Below are 17,955 nucleotides of genomic sequence, written 5' to 3' on the forward strand. Positions count from 1 at the left end.
CCCGTCCCGCCAGGAGCACAGTGCCACGCCCCGTCCGTTCCCTCGTCACCGCAGCCCTGGTGCTGGCCACCACCGCGGGCTGCGGCGACGCGGGCGGACTGCACGGCGCGGGCCCCACCTCGACCGCGACCAGCCCGGCCCGGCTGTGGCCGAATCTGACCCCGGCCGCCAGTCCCGCCTGGAACTACGACGACGGCGAGTCCGAGGCCATGAAGGGCATCACGGCGCCGGGCGACGACGTCCGCAAGGTGGATCCGGTGGCCGTCGTGAAGGCGGAGATCGCCCAGCATCCCGACGAGTACTCCGGCGCGAAGGCGCCGTACCGGGAGACGGCCCGCCGCATGGCGTACTGCGGGAAGAAGCCGGCCGACAGCCGGTGCCCGCTTCTCAAGCCTTACTACCGCGACCTCACCGGCGACGGGCACGACGACCTGACACTGGGATTCCGGCTGCTGCCGGGCAACCAGACGGCGGTGCGCGTCTACACCTTCGAGGGCGGCCGGCTGGTCCAGGTCATGGCCAACGAGGACGCCGTGAGCGGGGTCGAGCTGGCCGGGCGCTCGGTGATCATCCACGCGCCGTCCGACCTCGCCGACTACGAGTACCGCTTCCAGTGGACCTGGGACCCGGAGCAGCACGTCATGCTGCTGACCCACGACGAGATGCTGCACATCGGCAAGAGCCCGTCCCCGTCGGGGAGCTCACGGTGAGGCTCGCGCTCCCCCGGTGGGCCGGCACCCTCGCCGTGAAGGCCGCCGTCTTCATCACGGTGATGTGCTGTGCGCTGGCCGCGTTGCTCGGCGTCCTCGTGCATGTCTCGGTGACCAACCAGACCGTCGGCCAGGCCCGCGACCTCGCGCTCCAGCGACTCGAGGACGCGACCTCGGCGTACGAGGCCGGGGACACCCTCGGACCCTTTTCGGGCGTCGATCCGCCGGGGCTGCCGGACTCGCTGCGGGACCTGGCCGTGGCGGGCGACCGCGGCACGATGGTCGCCACCCGGGACGGGGACCCCACGATGTGGGCGGCCGGCCCCGCCGACGGGAACCGGGCCCTCGCGGTCCGCGTCGACTACCGCCAGCAGGCCCGCACCATCGCCGCCCTCGACCGGTCGATCCTGTGGTCCTCGGCGCTGGCGATCGGGGCGACGCTGCTGGTGGGGGCGTTCGCGGTGACACGGGTGACCCGGCGGCTGCACGCCACGGCCCGGGTGGCCCGGCGGATCAGCGCGGGTGACCTGGACGCACGGGTCGACGATCCCCGGACGAAGGATCCCTCGCGGCCCCAGGACGAGGTCGCCGCGGTCGCGTCGGCACTGGACTCCATGGCGGCCTCGCTGCAGGGGAAGCTGCTGAGCGAGCAGCGGTTCACGGCGGACGTGGCGCATGAGCTGCGGACGCCGTTGACCGGGTTGCACGCGGCGGCGGAGCTGTTGCCTCCGGGGCGGCCCACGGAGTTGGTGCGGGATCGGGTGGGGGCGCTGCGGACGCTGACGGAGGATCTGCTGGAGATCTCGCGGCTGGACACCGGGCGCGAGCGGGTGGAACTGGACACCGAACCGTTGGGGGCGCTGGCCGAACGGGTGGTGCGGGCGTCCGGGACCGACACCGAGGTCGTCGTCGTACGGGATGTTTCCGTGGAGACGGATCGGCGGCGGCTGGAGCGGGTGCTGGGGAATCTGGTGGCCAATGCGCATCGGCATGGGCGGGGGCCGGTGTCTCTGACGGTTGACGGGCCGGTCGTGATCGTTCGTGATCACGGGGACGGGTTTCCGGAGTATCTGGTCGAGCATGGGCCGCAGCGGTTTCGGACGGAGGGGGGTTCGAAGGGGCATGGGCTGGGGTTGACCATTGCGCTTGGGCAGGCGGAAGTACTTGGGGCCCGGCTGAATTTTGAGAATGCCGTTGATGGTGGGGCGGTTGCGACGTTGGTGCTGCGGTAGTTCGCGGTCCGGCGGTTGCGTGTGGCTGGTCGCGCAGTTCCCCGCGCCCCTAGGGGGTTCTCCTATGGCCCAGCCTGAAAGGCGCCCCTCGGACACGCCTCCTAATGTGGCGAATAGTCAGCTTCGCCCCATACGTGGAGGTCTCCCACATGTCCCTGCGCTCCCGCCTCTCCATAACCGTCGCCACCGGCGCCCTCCTCGCCGCGGCCGTCGCCGCACCCGCCGTCGCGGACGACGACTGGGGCGGCCACCAAAGCGACTCCCAGAGCGAGTCCCAGAACGGGTCCGGCGGCAACTGGAACAACTCCCAAGGTGACTCGCAGAGCGACTCCCAGGGCAACTGGGGTCAGCACCACCAGAGCAGCCAGCGCCTCTACAAAGGCGTCGTGACGGCCAGCACGCTGCGGCTGCGCAGCAAGCCGACGACCGGATCCCAGGTCATCCGCTACGCCTACCAGGGCGAGATCGTCTCGATCTTCTGCAAGACCGGCGGTCAGAACATCGACGGCAACCACCTCTGGTACCTCCTCACGGACGGCACCTGGGCCTGGGGCGCCGCCCGGTACATCGACAACATCGGGCCCGCGCCACGCTGGTGCTGAGGCTAGGAAGACAACCTGCCCCATTTGGGTAAGTTCCGGACATGACCAAGGCCGGAACCACCGTGGCTCAAGCGGATCCCCCCGCTCCCGCTGTACGCCTCCCCCGGCGCCGTGGCATCGAACTCGCCCTCATCGTCGTCGCCGTACTGCTCTCCGTGTACGGCTACTGCGACGTCGGCCTCGCCACCGACGGCGCCGTCCCGCCCGGCGCCGCCGGCTACGGCGCCGGGCTCGGTGTGCTGGCGCTGGTCGCGCATCTCGTGGTGCGTTACCGGGCGCCGTACGCCGATCCGCTGCTTCTGCCCATCGGCGTCCTGCTCAACGGGCTCGGCCTGGTCCTCATCTACCGGCTCGACCTGGAGACGCCCGGCGACCGGGCGGCCCCCACCCAACTCGTGTGGTCCACGGTCGGCGTCGCCCTGTTCATCGTGACCGTGCTGCTGCTCCGCGACTATCGCGTGCTCCAGAGGTATGCGTACGTCTGCGTGGCGGCCGCCCTCGTGCTGCTCACCCTGCCGATCTTCTTCCCCTCCGTGAACGGTGCCCGGATCTGGATCCGGATCGCCGGATTCTCCATCCAGCCGGGCGAGTTCGCGAAGGTGCTCCTCGCGGTCTTCTTCGCGGCCTACCTCGCCGCCAACCGCAACGCGCTCGCGTACACGGGGCGTCGGGTGTGGCGGCTCCAGCTGCCGACCGGGCGCGTGCTCGGGCCGATCGTGGCGATCTGGCTGCTGAGTGTCTGCGTGCTGGTGCTGGAGCGGGACCTCGGGACCTCGCTGCTGTTCTTCGGACTGTTCGTGGTCCTGCTCTACGTCGCCACCGGGCGCACCGGCTGGATCGCCGTGGGCCTGCTGCTGGCCTCCTTCGGCGCGGTCGCCGTCGGATGGCTGGAGCCGCATGTGCACAGCAGGGTCGAGGACTGGCTGCATCCGTTCGCCACGATCGAGGCCGGCCAGGGGCCGAACCAGCTCGCGCAGTCCCTGTTCGCCTTCGCCGCCGGTGGCATGCTCGGCACCGGGCTGGGGCTCGGCCACTCGATCCTCATCGGGTTCGCGGCGAAATCGGACTTCATCCTGGCCACGGCGGGCGAGGAGTTGGGCCTGGCCGGGCTGTCGGCGATCTTCCTGCTCTACGCCCTGCTGGTGGAGCGCGGGATCCGGGCCGGGCTGGCGTTGCGCGATCCCTTCGGGCGGCTGCTCGCCGTCGGGCTCGCCTCGATCGTGGCGTTGCAGGTGTTCGTCATCGCCGGCGGGGTGACCGGGCTGATCCCGCTGACCGGGATGGCGATGCCGTTCCTGGCGCAGGGCGGCTCGTCGGTCGTCACCAACTGGGCGATCGTGGCGCTGCTGATCCGGGTGAGCGACTCGGCCCGCAGCCAGTACGACGGGGAGGTGGCCCCATGACCCAGGACAGGACCCGGCACATGACCCGCTACATCCGGCACGCCGCCTGCTTCTGCGCCCTGCTGCTCGTGGCACTGCTCGTCAACGCCACCCGCGTCCAGGTCTTCGAGGCCCGGTCCTACGACGACAACCCCGCCAACCGCCGCTCCTCCATCGCCCGTTACGGCCAGCCCCGCGGCGACATCCTGGTCGGCAAGGAGCCGGTCACCGGCTCCCAGGACACCGACGGGCGGCTGCGCTTCGAACGGACGTATCCGAAGGGCCCGTTGTACGCGCCGGTCACCGGGTTCGCCTCGCAGATCTACGGCACGACGTTCCTGGAGCACGCCGAGGACGGCATCCTGTCCGGGACCGACCCGATGCTCTCGGGGTTCCCGCTGTGGAACGACTTCACCCGCGCCCAGAGCCCCGCCGGGAACGTGGTCACCACCATCGACAGGGCCGCCCAGGAGGCCGCTTACGCCGGGCTCGCCGGACGGAAGGGCGCGGTGGCGGCGGTCGAGCCGTCGAGCGGGCGGATCCTGGCACTGGTGTCGAGTCCGTCGTACGACCCCGGGGTGCTGTCCGGGAACGACGCGGCCGTGGAGCGGTCCTGGGCGGGGCTGAACGAGGACCCGGACAAGCCGATGCTCAACCGGGCGATCCGGCAGACCTATCCGCCGGGCTCGACCTTCAAGGTGGTGACCGCGGCGGCCGCGCTGGACGCAGGGGTGGTGACGGACGTGGAGAAGCCGACCGACTCGCCGGACCCGTACCGTCTGCCGGGCACCTCGACCTCGCTGGTGAACGAGGCGACGGGCTGTGAGGACGCCTCGGTGCACGCGGCCTTCGTGTGGTCGTGCAACACGGTGTTCGCCAAGCTGGGTGTGCGGGTCGGGGTGGCGGACATGGCGGCCACGGCGGCGGGGTTCGGCTTCAACGACCAGGGGCTCGGCATCCCGTTCTCCGTCGCCGAGAGCACCTTCGACGTCTCCGTGGACAAGGCGCAGCTCGCACTGTCGTCGATCGGGCAGTACAACACGCGGGCCACCCCGCTGCAGATGGCGATGGTGTCGGCGGCAGTCGCGAACAGGGGTCAGGTGCGGCCGCCGTATCTGGTGGAGCGTACGACCCGTTCGGGCGGCGCGACCGTGGCGACGTCCGGCACCCGGACGGTACGGCAGGCGATGTACCCGTCGACCGCCGTACGTCTGAAGGAGCTGATGGAGGACGTGGTGCGGGAGGGCACCGGCACCAACGCCGCGATCCCCGGCGCGACCGTCGGCGGCAAGACCGGCACCGCGCAGCACGGGGTCGGCAACTCCGGGACGCCGTACGCCTGGTTCATCTCCTGGGCGCAGGGCGAGCGCGACATGGAACCGAAGGTCGCGGTCGCCGTGGTGGTGGAGGACGCGGAGGCGGACCGGGGGGAGATCAGCGGGGGCGGCGACGCGGCGCCGATCGCCCGGGCGGTGATGGAGGCGGTGCTCAGTTCCTGAGACGGGGGTACCACGAGAGGCGCCCCCGACCTACCGTTCGGTACATGACTTCAGCCGTCGCGTACGAACTCGCCCAGGTCAATATCTCCCGCCTCAAGTTCCCGCTGGACTCACCCGAGTTGAAGGACTTCGTCGACGCGCTCGACCCGGTCAACGCCTCCGCGGAGACGGCCGACGGCTACGTCTGGCGCCTGCAGTCCGAGGGCGGCGACGCGACCGACATCAAGGTCTTCGGCGACGACTGGCTGATCATCAACCTGACGGTGTGGCGGGACACCAACGCCCTGACGGCCTTCATGTACCAGGGACAGCACCGCGAGATGCTGGCCCGGCGCCGCGAGTGGTTCGAGAAGGTCGCGGAGGCGATGACGGCCCTGTGGTGGGTCCCGGCCGGCCATCGCCCGACGGTCGCGGAGGCCGAGTCCCGCCTCCTGCATCTCCGGGCGAACGGCCCGACACCGTACGCCTTCACCCTGCGGACGTCGTTCCCGGCCCAGGGCGCGGAGCCGGTGTCGTTCGCGGTGCCGGAGGATCTGGGCTGCGGGGTCTAGGGCCTGTACGGCGGACAGGCCCTAGCCGGCTCCGCCGGGTACCGCCTCCCGACGTCGCAGCCACCCCTCCGGCACGGCCTCCACGCCCGTACGGGCGGCGACGACGCCGCCCGTGATGGCGCAGGTGGTGTCGACGTCGCCGAAGCCCTCGGCGGTGGACCAGAGGGCGGAGACGAGGTCGTCGGGGTGGCGGGCGGCGGACCAGAGGGCGAAGGGGACGGTGTCGTCGGCGCGGATCCGCTGTCCGTTGCCGAGGAGGTCGGAGGCCTTCCAGGGTTCCGTGGAGAAGGGGACTTCCGCGGCACGGACGAGACCCTCCTGCACCGCGCTCCGGGGCGTCAGCGACGCCACCGCGTCCAGCGTCAGCTCGTGCCCGGCCGACAGCGCCGCGGCCACCGCCACGGCGACCGCACCCGCGACCCCCTCCGGATGGGCGTGCGTGACCTCGGCCGACAGGGTGGCCTGCTCGACCACCCGGGACAGATCGGTGTGGAACCACGCGCCCAACGGAGCCACCCGCATCGCCGCACCGTTGCCGAGGCTGCCCTCGCCGCCGAAGAGCTCCCGGGCGAACTCGGGCCAGCGGCCGGACTCGTGGAGCAGCCGGGGCAGCAACTGGTGCATGCCATGACCGTACCCACGGGCGGGATCGACGTCGTAGCCGAGCGCGAAGGCCCGGGCCAGCTCCTCCTGGCGTATCTCACCGAACTCGTCGAGCACCCGGAAGATCCCGAGCGCCATGGCCGTGTCGTCGGTCCAGTGCCACTCGGGCTCCGGCGGCATACGACGGTCACGGACCTCGTTGTACGCCTGCCGGGGCTCGCGGAAGAGCGGGAACCACCGCTCGCCGAACGCGTCACCGAGGGCGAGACCCTCAAGGCTGCGCCGCGCGACGACACGGTCCGAGACGATGGTCACTCACTTGCCCCCAGCTCGATCGACTGCCGCACCTCAGCGACCCGTTCATGCTCCTCCGCCGCGAACCGTTCCGCATCCAGTTTCTCGGCGATCTCCTCGTCCTGGGCCATCAGCAGATCGAGGTTGGAGTCCCCCATCTCGAAGACCCCCATGTCGACATAGGCCTGCTGGAGCCGCTTGCCCCACAACCCGATGTCCTTGACACACGGCACGATGCGCGAGAACAACAACTGCCGGAACAGGGCGAGGAATTCGGACTGCTCGCTGTACTCCTCGGCCTCGGCGGTCGGGATCCCGAAGTTCTCCAGGACCTCGACACCCCGCAGCCGGTCCCGCATCAGATAGCAGCCCTCGATGACGAACTCCTCCCGCTCCCTCAGTTCGGCATCGCCGAGCTGCTTGTAGTAGTCCCGCAGCGCCATCCGCCCGAAGGCCACGTGCCGGGCCTCGTCCTGCATGACGTAGGAGAGGATCTGCTTGGGCAGCGGCTTGTCGGTCGTGTCGCGGATCATCCCGAACGCGGCGAGGGCAAGCCCCTCGATGAGGACCTGCATCCCCAGATAGGGCATGTCCCACCGACTGTCCCGCAGTGTGTCGCCGAGCAGGGACTGGAGGTTGTCGTTGATCGGGTAGAGCATCCCGATCTTCTCGTGCAGGAACCGGCCGTAGATCTCCGCGTGCCGGGCCTCGTCCATCACCTGGGTCGCCGAGTAGAGCTTGGCGTCGAGATCGGGCACGGACTCGACGATCCGCGCGGCGCAGACCATCGCGCCCTGCTCACCGTGCAGGAACTGGCTGAACTGCCAGGAGGCGTAGTGCTGCCGCAGCTCGCCCTTGTCGTGGTCGGTGAGCTTGGCCCAGTGTTTGGTGCCGTAGAGGGACATGGACTCGTCGGGGACGCCGAGGGGGTCGTGCGGATCGACTTCCAGGTCCCAGGCGATGCGCTTCTGTCCGTCCCACTGCTTGTCCTTGCCCTTCTGGTACAGGGCGAGCAGACGGTCCCGCCCGGAGCCGTTCTCTTGGCCAACAAACATGGCCTCCCAGCTGAAACGCGCCGCGCCGGTGGCCGGCACCTGCCAGTGAGGGTCTCCCGGATCTGTGGCGTACAGGTCGAAAGTCGGCATGTCCCGCAGGCTCACACGCGGTAGACGCGGGGTCAACAAGTCGCGCGCGAGGGATTGACGAGCTTGCTGACAAGCAGTCTCATAAGGGCATGACGACGTTGACGGACGCCGACGCGCTCGCGGGACTGCGCGATGCGCTCGGCCTGCTCAAGGACCGGGAGCAGGTGGCCCAGCGGCTCCTCGACTCCTCCGCGAAGCACTCCTTCGACCCGGACAAGGAACTGGACTGGGAGGCGCCCTTCGAGGAGGGCAAGTGGTTCTGGCCCCCGGAACTGGTCTCCCTCTACGACACCCCGATGTGGAAGCGGATGAGCGAGGAGCAGCGGATCCTGCTCTCCCAGCACGAGGCGGCGGCGCTGGCCTCGCTGGGCATCTGGTTCGAGATCATCCTGATGCAGCTGCTCGTCCGGCACATCTACGACAAGGCGGCGACGAGTGCGCACGTGCGCTACGCGTTGACCGAGATCGAGGACGAGTGCCGGCACTCGAAGATGTTCGCCCGCCTGATCTCGCGCGGCGGCACCCCCTGGTACCCGGTCAGCCGGGCCCACCAGAACCTGGGCCGCCTCTTCAAGACCATCTCCACCACCCCCGGCTCCTTCACGGCCACGCTGCTCGGCGAGGAGGTCCTCGACTGGATGCAGCGGCTGACGTTCCCGGACGAGCGGGTGCAGCCCCTGGTCCGGGGCGTGACCCGCATCCACGTCGTGGAGGAGGCCCGCCATGTCCGCTACGCCCGTGAGGAACTGCGCCGCCAGATGATGACGGCGCCTCGGTGGTCGCAGGAGTTCACGCGGGTCACCTCCGGTGAGTTCGCGCGCGTCTTCTCCGTGGCCTTCGTCAACCCCGAGGTCTACACGAACGTAGGCCTGGACCAGCGAGAGGCCATGGCGCAGGTGAAGGCCAGCGGCCACCGTCGGGAGGTCATGCAGACGGGCTCGAAGAAGCTGACGGACTTCCTGGACGACATCGGGGTGCTGCGGGGTGTCGGGCGACGGCTGTGGCGGGCTTCGGGGCTGCTGGCTTGATCGTCGGGTGCGGGCCGGTGGGGGCTGGTCGCGCAGTTCCCCGCGCCCCTGGAGGTCGGGACAGCCGGGTACTCCCTTGACTGCACCCACCCAGGGGTGCGGGGAACTGCGCGACCAGCCACAACGAACCCGCAGACGGCCGACTACCCTGCGAGGCATGACCCCCTCCGTCCCCGCCTACCGCCGCCTCAGCGTCGAAGAGCGCCGCACCCAGCTCCTCGAAGCCGCCCTCGGCCTCTTCGCGCACCGCGCACCCGAGGACGTGTCTCTCGACGACGTGGCGGAGGCGGCCGGAGTCTCGCGGCCCCTGGTGTACCGGTACTTCCCCGGCGGCAAGCAGCAGCTGTACGAGGCCGCCCTCAGATCCGCCGCCGATGAACTCCAGCAGTGCTTCGACGAGCCCCGCGAGGGACCGCTCCTCGTCCGTCTCTCCCGTGCCCTCGACCGCTACCTCGCCTTCGTCGACCAGCACGACGCCGGATTCAGCGCCCTGCTCCAGGGCGGCAGCGTGGTCGAGACGTCCCGCACCACCGCCATCGTGGACGGCGTACGCCGAGCCGCGGCCGAGCACATCCTCAGCCACCTCGGGGTCACCGAACCCGGCCTCCGGCTCCGCATGACGGTGCGCATGTGGATCACCGCCGTCGAGGCGGCGTCCCTGATCTGGCTCGACGAGGGCAAGCAGCCTCCCGTCGACGAGCTCCGCGACTGGCTGGTCGAGCAGTTCGTCGCCGTACTCACCGTCACCGCCGCCCGCGACCCGCAGACGGCGACGCTGGCGCAGAACCTCACGTCACCTATCTGAGACTGGTCCCGTGAAGAGCGAAGACACCCCCTTCGAGGGCGGACCGATGGACGGCCGCGTGCTGCCCGTCCTCCTGGGCCCCACCGGCCACCCGCCCAAGCAGTACCGCATCCCGGTTCCGGACGCCGCCGGCGGCCCGCCCACCGTGCTGGTCTACCGCCGTGTCCCACGGGGCCAGAGCAAGCGGCTCGGCCTCCAGCAGGGGTGGAAGTACGAGTACGAGCCCGAGGGCACGCCCTCCCGTCTGCGCTGGCCATGGTCGAAACCCGCCACCAAGCCCGACGCCACGCCGGGCGGCAAGCGGGAGGACACCGACGGGTGACGTGATTGGGCCGAACCGCGCACGCTCGACGCGCGCGCCCTTCCGAGCCGTCCCATGCTCGCCGTGCGGAGCAGAGTGGCTGCCCCGCACCGGAGGTGATGACGTGTCAGGAAGGCTTCTGCGCCTGGCGTGTACGGCGGCGATCGCGGCCGGCACAGCCCTGGCGCCCGTGCCCGCGAACGCCGTACCGGAACCCGGTGAGCGCACCGTCGCCGAACTGCTGACGGACCTTCAGCACCTGTACCGGGAGGCGGAGCAGGCCACGGAGACGTACAACGCGACCGAGGAGAAGCTGAAGAAGCAGAAGGCGGAGGTGCTCCGCCTGGACACCGCGCTGTCCCGGGCCCGGCTCTCCCTCCACGACAGCCGGGGCGCGGCCGGCCGCCTGGCCCGCCAGCAGTACCAGAACAGCACCGACATCTCCCCGTACGTCCGTCTGCTCCTGGCCCGCGACCCCCAGCACGCCCTCGACCAGGGCCATGTCATCGGCCAGTTGGCCCGGGAGCGCGCCGAGACGGTCGGCCGCCTGACCGGCAGCGAGAAGAAGGCCGACGGCGTGGCGCGCGAGGCCCGCAAGGCACTGGACGCCCAACTCACGCTGGCCGCACGCCAGAAGAAGGACCGGGACGGCGTACGGAAGAAGCTGCACGCCGTCGAGGAGCTGCTCTCCTCCTTGAGCGAGGAGCAGTTGCGGGAGCTCGCCCGGTTCGAGGAGGACGAGATCGCCGAGGCACAGGACGACCTCATCGCGTCGGGTGCCCTGAGCGACAGGGACCGCAAGCCGTCGGACCAGGGCGACAAGGCGGTGCGCTACGCCATGGACCAGCTCGGGAAGCCGTACAAGTGGGGTGCGGAGGGGCCGAAGGAGTACGACTGCTCAGGTCTGACCTCGGAGGCGTGGGGTCACGCGGGGACGCCCATCCCCCGGACCAGCGAGGAGCAGTGGGCGCGGCTCCCCCGTATCCCTCTCAAGGAGCTGCGCCCCGGCGACCTGGTGATCTACTTCGCCGACGCCACGCACGTGGCGATGTACCTGGGCAAGGGCGAGATCGTCCAGGCTCCGAGGACCGGCGAGAACGTCAAGGTGTCGCCGATCGCGTCGAACCCGATCCTCGGAGCCGTACGCCCTGATCAGGACAGCGAGGCCAGGTAGGCCGCGGTCTTCTCGGGCTCGTAGAAGAAGTTCTCGAAGTCTGCCGGGTCGTCGAACGCGTTGGCGAACCGGTCGGCGGCGGGCTGCAACTGCCCTGCGGCGCCTATGAGGTTCAGGATGTGCTCCGGCGGCGGCGCCAGCATGGCGTTCGTCCACTTGGTGACGTGCTGGGCGGTGTCCCAGTAGCGGTCGAACGTGCCCTGCATCCAGTCCTCGTCGAACTCCTTCTCCCCGCGCTCGAGGATCGACGCGAGGTACGAAGCGGCGCACTTGGAGGCGGAGTTGGAGCCCTGGCCGGTGATCGGGTCGTTCGCGACGACGACGTCGGCGACACCGAGGACAAGGCCGCCACCGGGAAGACGGCCGACGGGGTTACGGACGGTGGGCGCGTACCGGCCCGCCAATGTGCCGCCGGCGTCGGTCAGTTCGACCTTCGTGGCCCGCGCGTACTCCCACGGCGTGAACCTCTCCATGAGTTCCAGGGTCAGGGAGAGGTGTTCCGCGGGGTCCTTGACGCCGTTGAAGACGTCGAGCGGGCCGCCGGGTATGCCCTCCCAGAACAGGATGTCCGCGCGGCCGGAGGTCGTGAGGGTCGGCATGATGAACAGCTCGCCGACACCGGGGACCAGGTTGCAGCGGACCGCGTCGTACTCCGGGTGCTCGGGTCGGGAGCCCAGGCCATGGACGTACGACACGGCCAGCGCGCGCTGCGGCTCGCTGTACGGCGAACGGGAGGCGTCCCGGCCGAACATCGACACCAGCTCGCCCTTGCCCGCCGACACCAGCACCAGGTCGTACGTACGGGAGAAGTAGTCGAGGTCGGAGACGGCCGCGCCGTGGATGACGAGCTGGCCGCCGCGCTGGGCGAACGTCTCCATCCAGCCGGCCATCTTCACGCGCTGGTCGACCGACTGCGCGTACCCGTCGAGCTTGCCCGCCCAGTCGATCGCACGGGCCGCGGGGCCCTCGGCCCAGGAGCCGGGGGCCGCGACCGAGACGCCGAGTCCTTCGATCTTCGGGGCCTGGGACTCCCAGAAGTTCAGCTGGAGATCGCGCTCGTGCTGCAGTGCCGTGTGGAACATGCACTGCGTCGACATGACCCGGCCGGAGCGGATCTCGTCCGCCGTCCGGTTCGACATCAGGGTGACCTCGTACCCGTGCGACTGGAGTCCGAGGGCGAGCTGGAGACCGGACTGGCCGGCCCCTACGACGAGTATCTTCCGCATACGGCTGGTGGCTCCTTGGTCGCGACTACTCAGGTGTTTCGTCCAGCGCGTGGCCGACGAGGGCCAGGAGGCTCTCGATCACGGAGATCCGGCGGCGCGCATCCATGATCATTACAGGGATGTGCGCGGGGATCGTCAACGCCTCCCGCACGTCCTCCGGTTCGAACAGCTCACTCTCGTCGAAGTGGTTGACCGCGACGACGTACGGCAGTCCGCAGCTCTCGAAGTAGTCCAGCGCCGGGAAGCAGTCCTTCAGCCGGCGGGTGTCGGCCAGCACGACCGCGCCGATCGCACCGCGCACCAGGTCGTCCCACATGAACCAGAACCGCTGCTGTCCCGGTGTGCCGAACAGATAGAGCACCAGGTCGTCGTCGAGCGTGAGGCGGCCGAAGTCCATGGCCACGGTGGTGGTGAGCTTGCCGGGCGTGGCGGTGAGGTCGTCGGTCTCCTCGCTCGCCTCGGTCATCAGCGCCTCGGTCTCCAGGGGCCTGATCTCCGAGACTGCGGTGACGAGCGTGGTCTTGCCGACGCCGAAGCCGCCGGCCACGACTATCTTCGTCGCGATCGGGGCCCGGGTGCGGTCCGTCTGCCAGGACCTGAGGTTGTCGTCGGTTTCGACTTCGACGAGTGGGGCGACGCCACGAGCGGCGTCAGAGACGACGGAGTCCACTCAGCACCCTTTCGAGCAGAGCGCGGTCCGGGCGGCCGGTGCCGTGACCGGTGCCGGTGCCGTACACACGGATCTTTCCCTGGTCCGCGAGGTCGCTCAGGAGCACGCGGACCACGCCGAGCGGCATCTTCAGCAGCGCGGCGATCTCGGCCACCGTGCGCATACGGCGGCAGAGTTCGACGATGGCCCGCATCTCCGGCATGACCCGGGTGTTGAGGGAACCATTCGTCAGTTCCTTGCGCTCCTCCGGGGCCTCCAGTGCCGCGACGAACGTCTCCACGAGGAGGACGTGGCCGAAGCGGGTGCGGCCGCCGGTGAGCGAGTAGGGGCGGACGCGGGCGGGCTTGCGGTCGCCGCCGCGGACCGGAAGGTTCGGACGGCCGGTCATCGCGCGCCCCCCGTGGTCTCGGACTCCAGCGACTGCCGTAGCTCGCTGCGGAGTTCGGGGGTCAGGACGTGGCCGGCACGGCCGACGAACAACGCCATGTGGTACGCCACGACGCTCATGTCGCTGTCCGCGGAGCCGTGCACACCGAGCAGCGAGCCGTCGCTGATCGACATCACGAACAGGCTGCCCTCGTCCATCGCGACCATCGTGTGCTTCACCCCGCCCGACTCCATGAGCTTGGCGGCGCCGATGGTGAGGCTGCCGATGCCGGACACGATGGTCGCGAGGTCGGCGGAGGAGCCTCGTGGGCCCTTCGCGGTGGTGCGGGTCCGACGGGCCTCGTCGTTGGTGCCGGGGTCGGAGGAGAGCAGGAGCAGGCCGTCCGATGAGACCACCGCTACTGACTGGATGCCCGGCACCTCCTCGACCAGGTTCGTCAGCAGCCAGTGCAGGTTGCGGGCTTCACTGCTCAGTCCGAAGGTACTGGGCGCGGTCAACTGCTTGCCTCCTCGGGAGTTCCCCCCGTGGATTCTTCGCTGTGTGCGGGTGTCCTCGTCCGACCCGTCTGTTCGGCGATCTCTGCTTCTACGTCGCGGTAGCCGGCCTCCGCCCCCCGGCGGAAGCCGCCGAGCCTCCGGCGGAGGGCCTCGGCGTCCACGGAACTGCTGCGCGGGCGCGGTGTGGTCGCGGACGCGGTGATCTTGGGTGTGCGCTTGGGGAGGCCCTTTGCGGTGAGCTGGTCCTCGTCCGGGGTGCGTTCGTGTTCCGTCTCGTCGTCGGATGCGGGTGGCCCCTGTAGGGGTTCCGCACCGTCGGCGGCCACGGGTTCAGGGGTTGCTTCGGGCTCCGCCGGAATCGGTACCAGCAGCTCCATCGTCGTCTCGGCAGGGCTCTCCTCCCCCGCCGTCTCCGAGGTCCGCACCGCCTTCTCCGCCAGGGCCACCAGCACATCGCCGGTGCCCGAACGGGTGGGCAGGACGTTGGAGTTGGCCTCCGCGTCGGCGCCCGGGAGGGAGAAGCCGTGGGTGGCGCCGGACAGCGGGGCGGAGGCGGGGACCGCGGCGGACGGTGCCGACGCCAGCAGCCCCTTCGGGAGGACGACCACCGCGGCGATGCCGCCCTGCTTCTGCTCGCGGAGCTGGACGCGGACGCCGTGGCGGTGGGCTAGGCGGGCGACGACGTACAGGCCGAGGCCGAGTCCCTCCTCGCCCTCCTGGTCGTACGGCGAGTCCGGGTCGAAGTCGGCGAGACGGGAGTTGAGGCGGGTCAGCCGCTCGTCGGTCACGCCGATGCCCTCGTCCTGGACGGAGAGCATGACCTCGCCGCTCTCCAGCAGCCAGCCGGAGACCTCGACGGGCATCTCCGGCGGGGAGAACGACGTGGCGTTCTCCATCAGCTCGGCCAGGAGGTGGGACAGGTCGTCGGCCGCGAAACCCGCGACATGCGCGTGCGGGGGCAGGGCCGCGATACGGACGCGCTCGTAGCGCTCGATCTCGCTCACCGCCGCCCGTACGACATCCACCAGCGGGACCGGACCGGCGTGCTGCTGGACGTGTTCCGTGCCGGCGAGGACGAGGAGGTTCTCGCTGTGGCGGCGCATGACCGTGGCGAAGTGGTCGAGCTTGAAGAGGGTGGCGAGGCGGTCGGGGTCCTGTTCGCGCTCCTCCAGGCCCTCGATGACGGCGAGTTGGCGTTCCACCAGGCCCAGGGTGCGCAGGGCGAGGTTGACGAAGGTGCCGCCGATGCTCTCGCGAAGGCGCGCCAACTGGGCGGCGGACTCGGCGAGTTCGGTGCGCAGCTCCTCGCGGGCGTCGGCCATCTTCTGGCGCTGGCCGACGAGGTGCTTGCGGTCGGACTCCAGGGTGGCGACGCGCTCCTGGACGGCGACGGTGTGCGCGTGCAGGGCGTTGACGGAGCGGACGACCTGGGCGAACTCGTCGTTGCGGCCGGTGAACTTGACCGGTTCCTCAGTGGTCGGCTCCTCGGCCTGCGCCAACCGGGCGGAGCCCAGGCGCAGGACGGCGAGGGGTCGGGTCAGGGTGCGGGCCATGGCGGTGGCGATGCCGACGGCGAGCAGCATGAGGGCGCCGAGGATCGCGACGCGCAGCTCCAGCGCGGTGACGTCGTCGTCGCGGAGCTGGGCGAGGTCCTTGGTCCGCTGGTTGTAGAGCGCGGACTCCACGCCCCGCATGAGGTCCACGCGGGCGGAGAGGGCGGCGTCGGCCTTCTTGGTGCTGGTGTCGAGTTCGCCGTCGGAGAGCGTGGCCTGGTCGGTGAGGCCGGCCAGGTACTTCTCGGCGGAGTTGACCTCGGGGCCGGTGACCGTGGAGTCGAAGCTGTTCTTCGCGGCCTCGGGAGCCGTGTCGTGGAAGTCGGCGAGGGCGGCGTCGGAGCGCAGCCGGGCCTGCTGGGCGGCGGCGGTGAGGGCGTCGCGCTGTTTGGTGTCGGCGGCCGAGGAGGTGACGACGGTGGAGGCGAGCCCGGTGACGGGGTCGGTGACCGTCTGGGTGGTGCGGGGCACGTTGAGCGCCGCGAGGAGCAGGCCGCGGGCGGCGGCCGACTGCTGTACGGCGGAGTCCAGCTCGGCAAGCGCGTAGGCGCCGGAGCCCGCGCGGGGCGGCATCTGCTCGGCCAGGTGCTCGGCGAGACGGTGCAGCTCGTTGATGGCCGCGGAGTAGGTCTGGTGCACCTCGAGGGCGGAGCTCTTGCCGGTGAGCGCGGCGCGGCGCAGGGCGGCGATGCCCTCGAGATCCGTACGGAGGTCGGCGGGGGTGTCGGTGTCGGCGCGCAACTCCTCGACCTGGCGGTCGACGCGGACGCTGCGCTGCTCGGAGGGCGCCTTGGACTTGGCGCGCCCGGCGGCGACGTACGACGTGACCTCGTCCCGCTCGTCGGCGAGCGAGTGCGCGAGGATCAGGGCGTCCTGGGTCTGCTCGGCGAGCGTCACCAGGTCCTGGGAGTCGCTCAGCTCTCCCGAGGCGGCGAGGATCGAGGGGGTACCGGCTCCGACGACGGCGGCGGCCACGACGGCCGCGGCGACGATCAGCCGGTTGCGTACGTGGGTGGGGCGGCCCTTGCCGACGGCGGAACCGTCGGCGGTGGTGGGATCGGCGGGGGCCGTCTGCTTGCTCGTACGACGAGGCCGCGTCTTCTGCACCGGTGCTCGCATTCCTGACTCGTGTACCCATGGGCCCGGGTGACGCTCCGTCAACCGGAGTCACACACCGGGTACGTTTCCCGACCCTCCCAGTGCCGCTGGGCAGCGGGCGCGCATCACCCGACCCGCCACCCGAAGGAGTGAACCCCGGACGGGAGTTGGCGAGCAAGTTCCGTTGGCATGGTCAGCGACCTTGACCGCCGGGCCGGTTGGACGTCGCCGCCGACCGATGGCATTATCCGCCACCACGCCTTCCCGGAGTGAACCATTCTCTCCCAAACCAGGCGCCTGACCTGCGCGACTGCGCCCGTCCGGCGACCATTGCCAGCCTTTTGTGAACACCGTGAAGGGCTCGTGCAGACTGGCCGAATGCGTACGGAACTTATCTCGGAGCCCGGCGACCGGACCCGCCCCAACGAGGACTTCGCGAGTGTCGCCCTTCCGGCCTCCGGACAGGGCGGGGCGCTCGTGGTCCTGGACGGCGTCACGCCGCCGGCGGGCGAGACGGGGTGTCTGCATTCCGTCCCCTGGTTCACGGCACGTCTGGGTGGCGCACTGACCGAACTGACCCTTTCCCTCCCCGATGTTCCGCTGACCGAGGCGTTGAGCCTCGCCATCTCGCGTACCTCCGAGTCCCACGCTCACACCTGTGACCTTTCTCACCCACGTACACCACAGGCCACAGTGGTTGTCGCACGCTGGTCGGCGCGGACGCTGGAGTACCTGGTCCTCTCGGACTCGGCCCTGCTGCTGGAGTCGGAGGACGGCACGGTGACGGCCGTCCTCGACGACCGCCTCTCCCGCCTCCCCCGCTCCTCCCTGACCTCGGACGCCCTCATCGACTTGACCCTCCGCAACAAGGAGAACGGCTTCTTCACCGCCGCGGCCGATCCGTCGGTGGCGGGCCGGGCGGTGACGGGCGCACTACCGCGCCCGTCGGTCCGGTCCCTGGCCGCGCTGACGGACGGTGCGACCCGGTGGGTGGAGAAGTTCCGCGAAGGCGACTGGACGGACTGCTTCACCTTCGTACGGAAGGACGGGGCGGGGGCCTTGGTGGCGCGGGTGCGGGAGTTGGAGGGCGCGGACGCGGAGGGGCGGGTGTATCTGGGGCGGAGCAAGACGCATGACGATGCGACCGTGGTGTACGCGGAGTTGTGAGGCGAGGTCAGGGGTTCGGGGACGCCTCGG

The 17,955-nt window shown here is 70.3% G+C and carries 18 protein-coding genes; 11 read left to right on the top strand and 7 right to left on the bottom strand.

All coding sequences use genetic code 11. From position 1 onward, the window contains the following. Positions 1 to 20 precede the first annotated feature (20 nt). The 6 genes from ACWD3I_RS21115 to ACWD3I_RS21140 all read left to right on the top strand — a co-directional run bounded on the left by ACWD3I_RS21115 (position 21) and on the right by ACWD3I_RS21140 (position 5,976). On the top strand, positions 21 to 710 hold the full coding sequence (locus ACWD3I_RS21115; protein ID WP_365392972.1) for a hypothetical protein: 690 nt from the start codon (positions 21 to 23) through the stop codon (positions 708 to 710). Further along, complete coding sequence (locus tag ACWD3I_RS21120) at positions 707 to 1,942, top strand: HAMP domain-containing sensor histidine kinase (protein WP_365392970.1); 1,236 nt, start codon at positions 707 to 709, stop codon at positions 1,940 to 1,942. The genes ACWD3I_RS21115 and ACWD3I_RS21120 overlap by 4 nt, the downstream gene beginning before the upstream one ends. A 149-nt stretch (positions 1,943 to 2,091) precedes the next feature. Then, positions 2,092 to 2,544, top strand: coding sequence for an SH3 domain-containing protein (locus ACWD3I_RS21125; RefSeq protein WP_365392967.1), 453 nt, complete (start codon positions 2,092 to 2,094; stop codon positions 2,542 to 2,544). A gap of 41 nt (positions 2,545 to 2,585) precedes the next feature. Further along, on the top strand, positions 2,586 to 3,947 hold the full coding sequence (locus tag ACWD3I_RS21130) for an FtsW/RodA/SpoVE family cell cycle protein (protein WP_365392963.1): 1,362 nt from the start codon (positions 2,586 to 2,588) through the stop codon (positions 3,945 to 3,947). A 20-nt stretch (positions 3,948 to 3,967) separates the two neighbouring features. Continuing rightward, positions 3,968 to 5,425 carry a penicillin-binding transpeptidase domain-containing protein gene (locus ACWD3I_RS21135; protein WP_365393237.1) on the top strand — a complete coding sequence of 486 codons (1,458 nt, stop codon included), beginning with the start codon at positions 3,968 to 3,970 and terminating at the stop codon, positions 5,423 to 5,425. Between the two features lie 44 nt (positions 5,426 to 5,469). After that, on the top strand, positions 5,470 to 5,976 hold the full coding sequence (locus ACWD3I_RS21140; protein ID WP_365392960.1) for a DUF3291 domain-containing protein: 507 nt from the start codon (positions 5,470 to 5,472) through the stop codon (positions 5,974 to 5,976). 21 nt (positions 5,977 to 5,997) lie between these two features. Here ACWD3I_RS21140 and ACWD3I_RS21145 read toward each other — a convergent pair whose 3' ends face one another. Together ACWD3I_RS21145 and ACWD3I_RS21150 are read right to left on the bottom strand one after the other, a co-directional pair. Continuing rightward, positions 5,998 to 6,894: an ADP-ribosylglycohydrolase family protein gene (locus ACWD3I_RS21145; protein ID WP_365392958.1), complete on the bottom strand. Its 897-nt coding sequence runs from the start codon at positions 6,892 to 6,894 to the stop codon at positions 5,998 to 6,000. Continuing rightward, positions 6,891 to 8,018 carry a ferritin-like domain-containing protein gene (locus tag ACWD3I_RS21150; RefSeq protein WP_365392955.1) on the bottom strand — a complete coding sequence of 376 codons (1,128 nt, stop codon included), beginning with the start codon at positions 8,016 to 8,018 and terminating at the stop codon, positions 6,891 to 6,893. The genes ACWD3I_RS21145 and ACWD3I_RS21150 overlap by 4 nt, the downstream gene beginning before the upstream one ends. An 89-nt stretch (positions 8,019 to 8,107) precedes the next feature. Between ACWD3I_RS21150 and ACWD3I_RS21155 the strand changes: the two genes are divergently transcribed. The 4 genes from ACWD3I_RS21155 to ACWD3I_RS21170 all read left to right on the top strand — a co-directional run bounded on the left by ACWD3I_RS21155 (position 8,108) and on the right by ACWD3I_RS21170 (position 11,326). Further along, positions 8,108 to 9,046, top strand: a complete 939-nt coding sequence (locus tag ACWD3I_RS21155) for an AurF N-oxygenase family protein (protein ID WP_266888070.1) — start codon at positions 8,108 to 8,110, stop codon at positions 9,044 to 9,046. 157 nt (positions 9,047 to 9,203) lie between these two features. Beyond that, on the top strand, positions 9,204 to 9,851 hold the full coding sequence (locus ACWD3I_RS21160) for a TetR/AcrR family transcriptional regulator (RefSeq protein ID WP_365392952.1): 648 nt from the start codon (positions 9,204 to 9,206) through the stop codon (positions 9,849 to 9,851). A gap of 10 nt (positions 9,852 to 9,861) precedes the next feature. Beyond that, entirely contained in the window at positions 9,862 to 10,173 is a 312-nt protein-coding gene (locus ACWD3I_RS21165) for a hypothetical protein (RefSeq protein WP_267014882.1), read from the top strand. A 103-nt stretch (positions 10,174 to 10,276) separates the two neighbouring features. Next, a complete protein-coding gene (locus ACWD3I_RS21170) occupies positions 10,277 to 11,326 on the top strand; it encodes a C40 family peptidase (RefSeq protein WP_365392948.1) in 1,050 nt (349 codons plus the stop codon). Here ACWD3I_RS21170 and ACWD3I_RS21175 read toward each other — a convergent pair. From ACWD3I_RS21175 to ACWD3I_RS21195, 5 genes are read right to left on the bottom strand one after another with little or no spacing between them, the layout of a single operon-like run. Continuing rightward, entirely contained in the window at positions 11,305 to 12,552 is a 1,248-nt protein-coding gene (locus ACWD3I_RS21175; RefSeq protein WP_365392945.1) for a styrene monooxygenase/indole monooxygenase family protein, read from the bottom strand. The genes ACWD3I_RS21170 and ACWD3I_RS21175 overlap by 22 nt on opposite strands. Before the next feature lie 25 nt (positions 12,553 to 12,577). Then, positions 12,578 to 13,222 (bottom strand): GTP-binding protein, encoded by a 645-nt coding sequence (locus tag ACWD3I_RS21180; protein WP_365392942.1) that lies wholly within the window; start codon positions 13,220 to 13,222, stop codon positions 12,578 to 12,580. Beyond that, positions 13,203 to 13,610, bottom strand: a complete 408-nt coding sequence (locus ACWD3I_RS21185) for a DUF742 domain-containing protein (RefSeq protein WP_365392940.1) — start codon at positions 13,608 to 13,610, stop codon at positions 13,203 to 13,205. The genes ACWD3I_RS21180 and ACWD3I_RS21185 overlap by 20 nt, the downstream gene beginning before the upstream one ends. After that, positions 13,607 to 14,107, bottom strand: a complete 501-nt coding sequence (locus tag ACWD3I_RS21190; protein WP_365392938.1) for a roadblock/LC7 domain-containing protein — start codon at positions 14,105 to 14,107, stop codon at positions 13,607 to 13,609. The genes ACWD3I_RS21185 and ACWD3I_RS21190 overlap by 4 nt, the downstream gene beginning before the upstream one ends. After that, positions 14,104 to 16,767: a sensor histidine kinase gene (locus tag ACWD3I_RS21195; protein WP_365392935.1), complete on the bottom strand. Its 2,664-nt coding sequence runs from the start codon at positions 16,765 to 16,767 to the stop codon at positions 14,104 to 14,106. Before ACWD3I_RS21195 ends, ACWD3I_RS21190 begins: the two co-directional genes overlap by 4 nt. 369 nt (positions 16,768 to 17,136) lie before the next feature. Here ACWD3I_RS21195 and ACWD3I_RS21200 point away from each other — a divergent pair, with 369 nt between their 5' ends. Further along, positions 17,137 to 17,925 carry a protein phosphatase 2C domain-containing protein gene (locus ACWD3I_RS21200; protein WP_365392931.1) on the top strand — a complete coding sequence of 263 codons (789 nt, stop codon included), beginning with the start codon at positions 17,137 to 17,139 and terminating at the stop codon, positions 17,923 to 17,925. Positions 17,926 to 17,955: the final 30 nt, after the last annotated feature.

Source organism: Streptomyces sp. NPDC002817 (assembly GCF_053592055.1).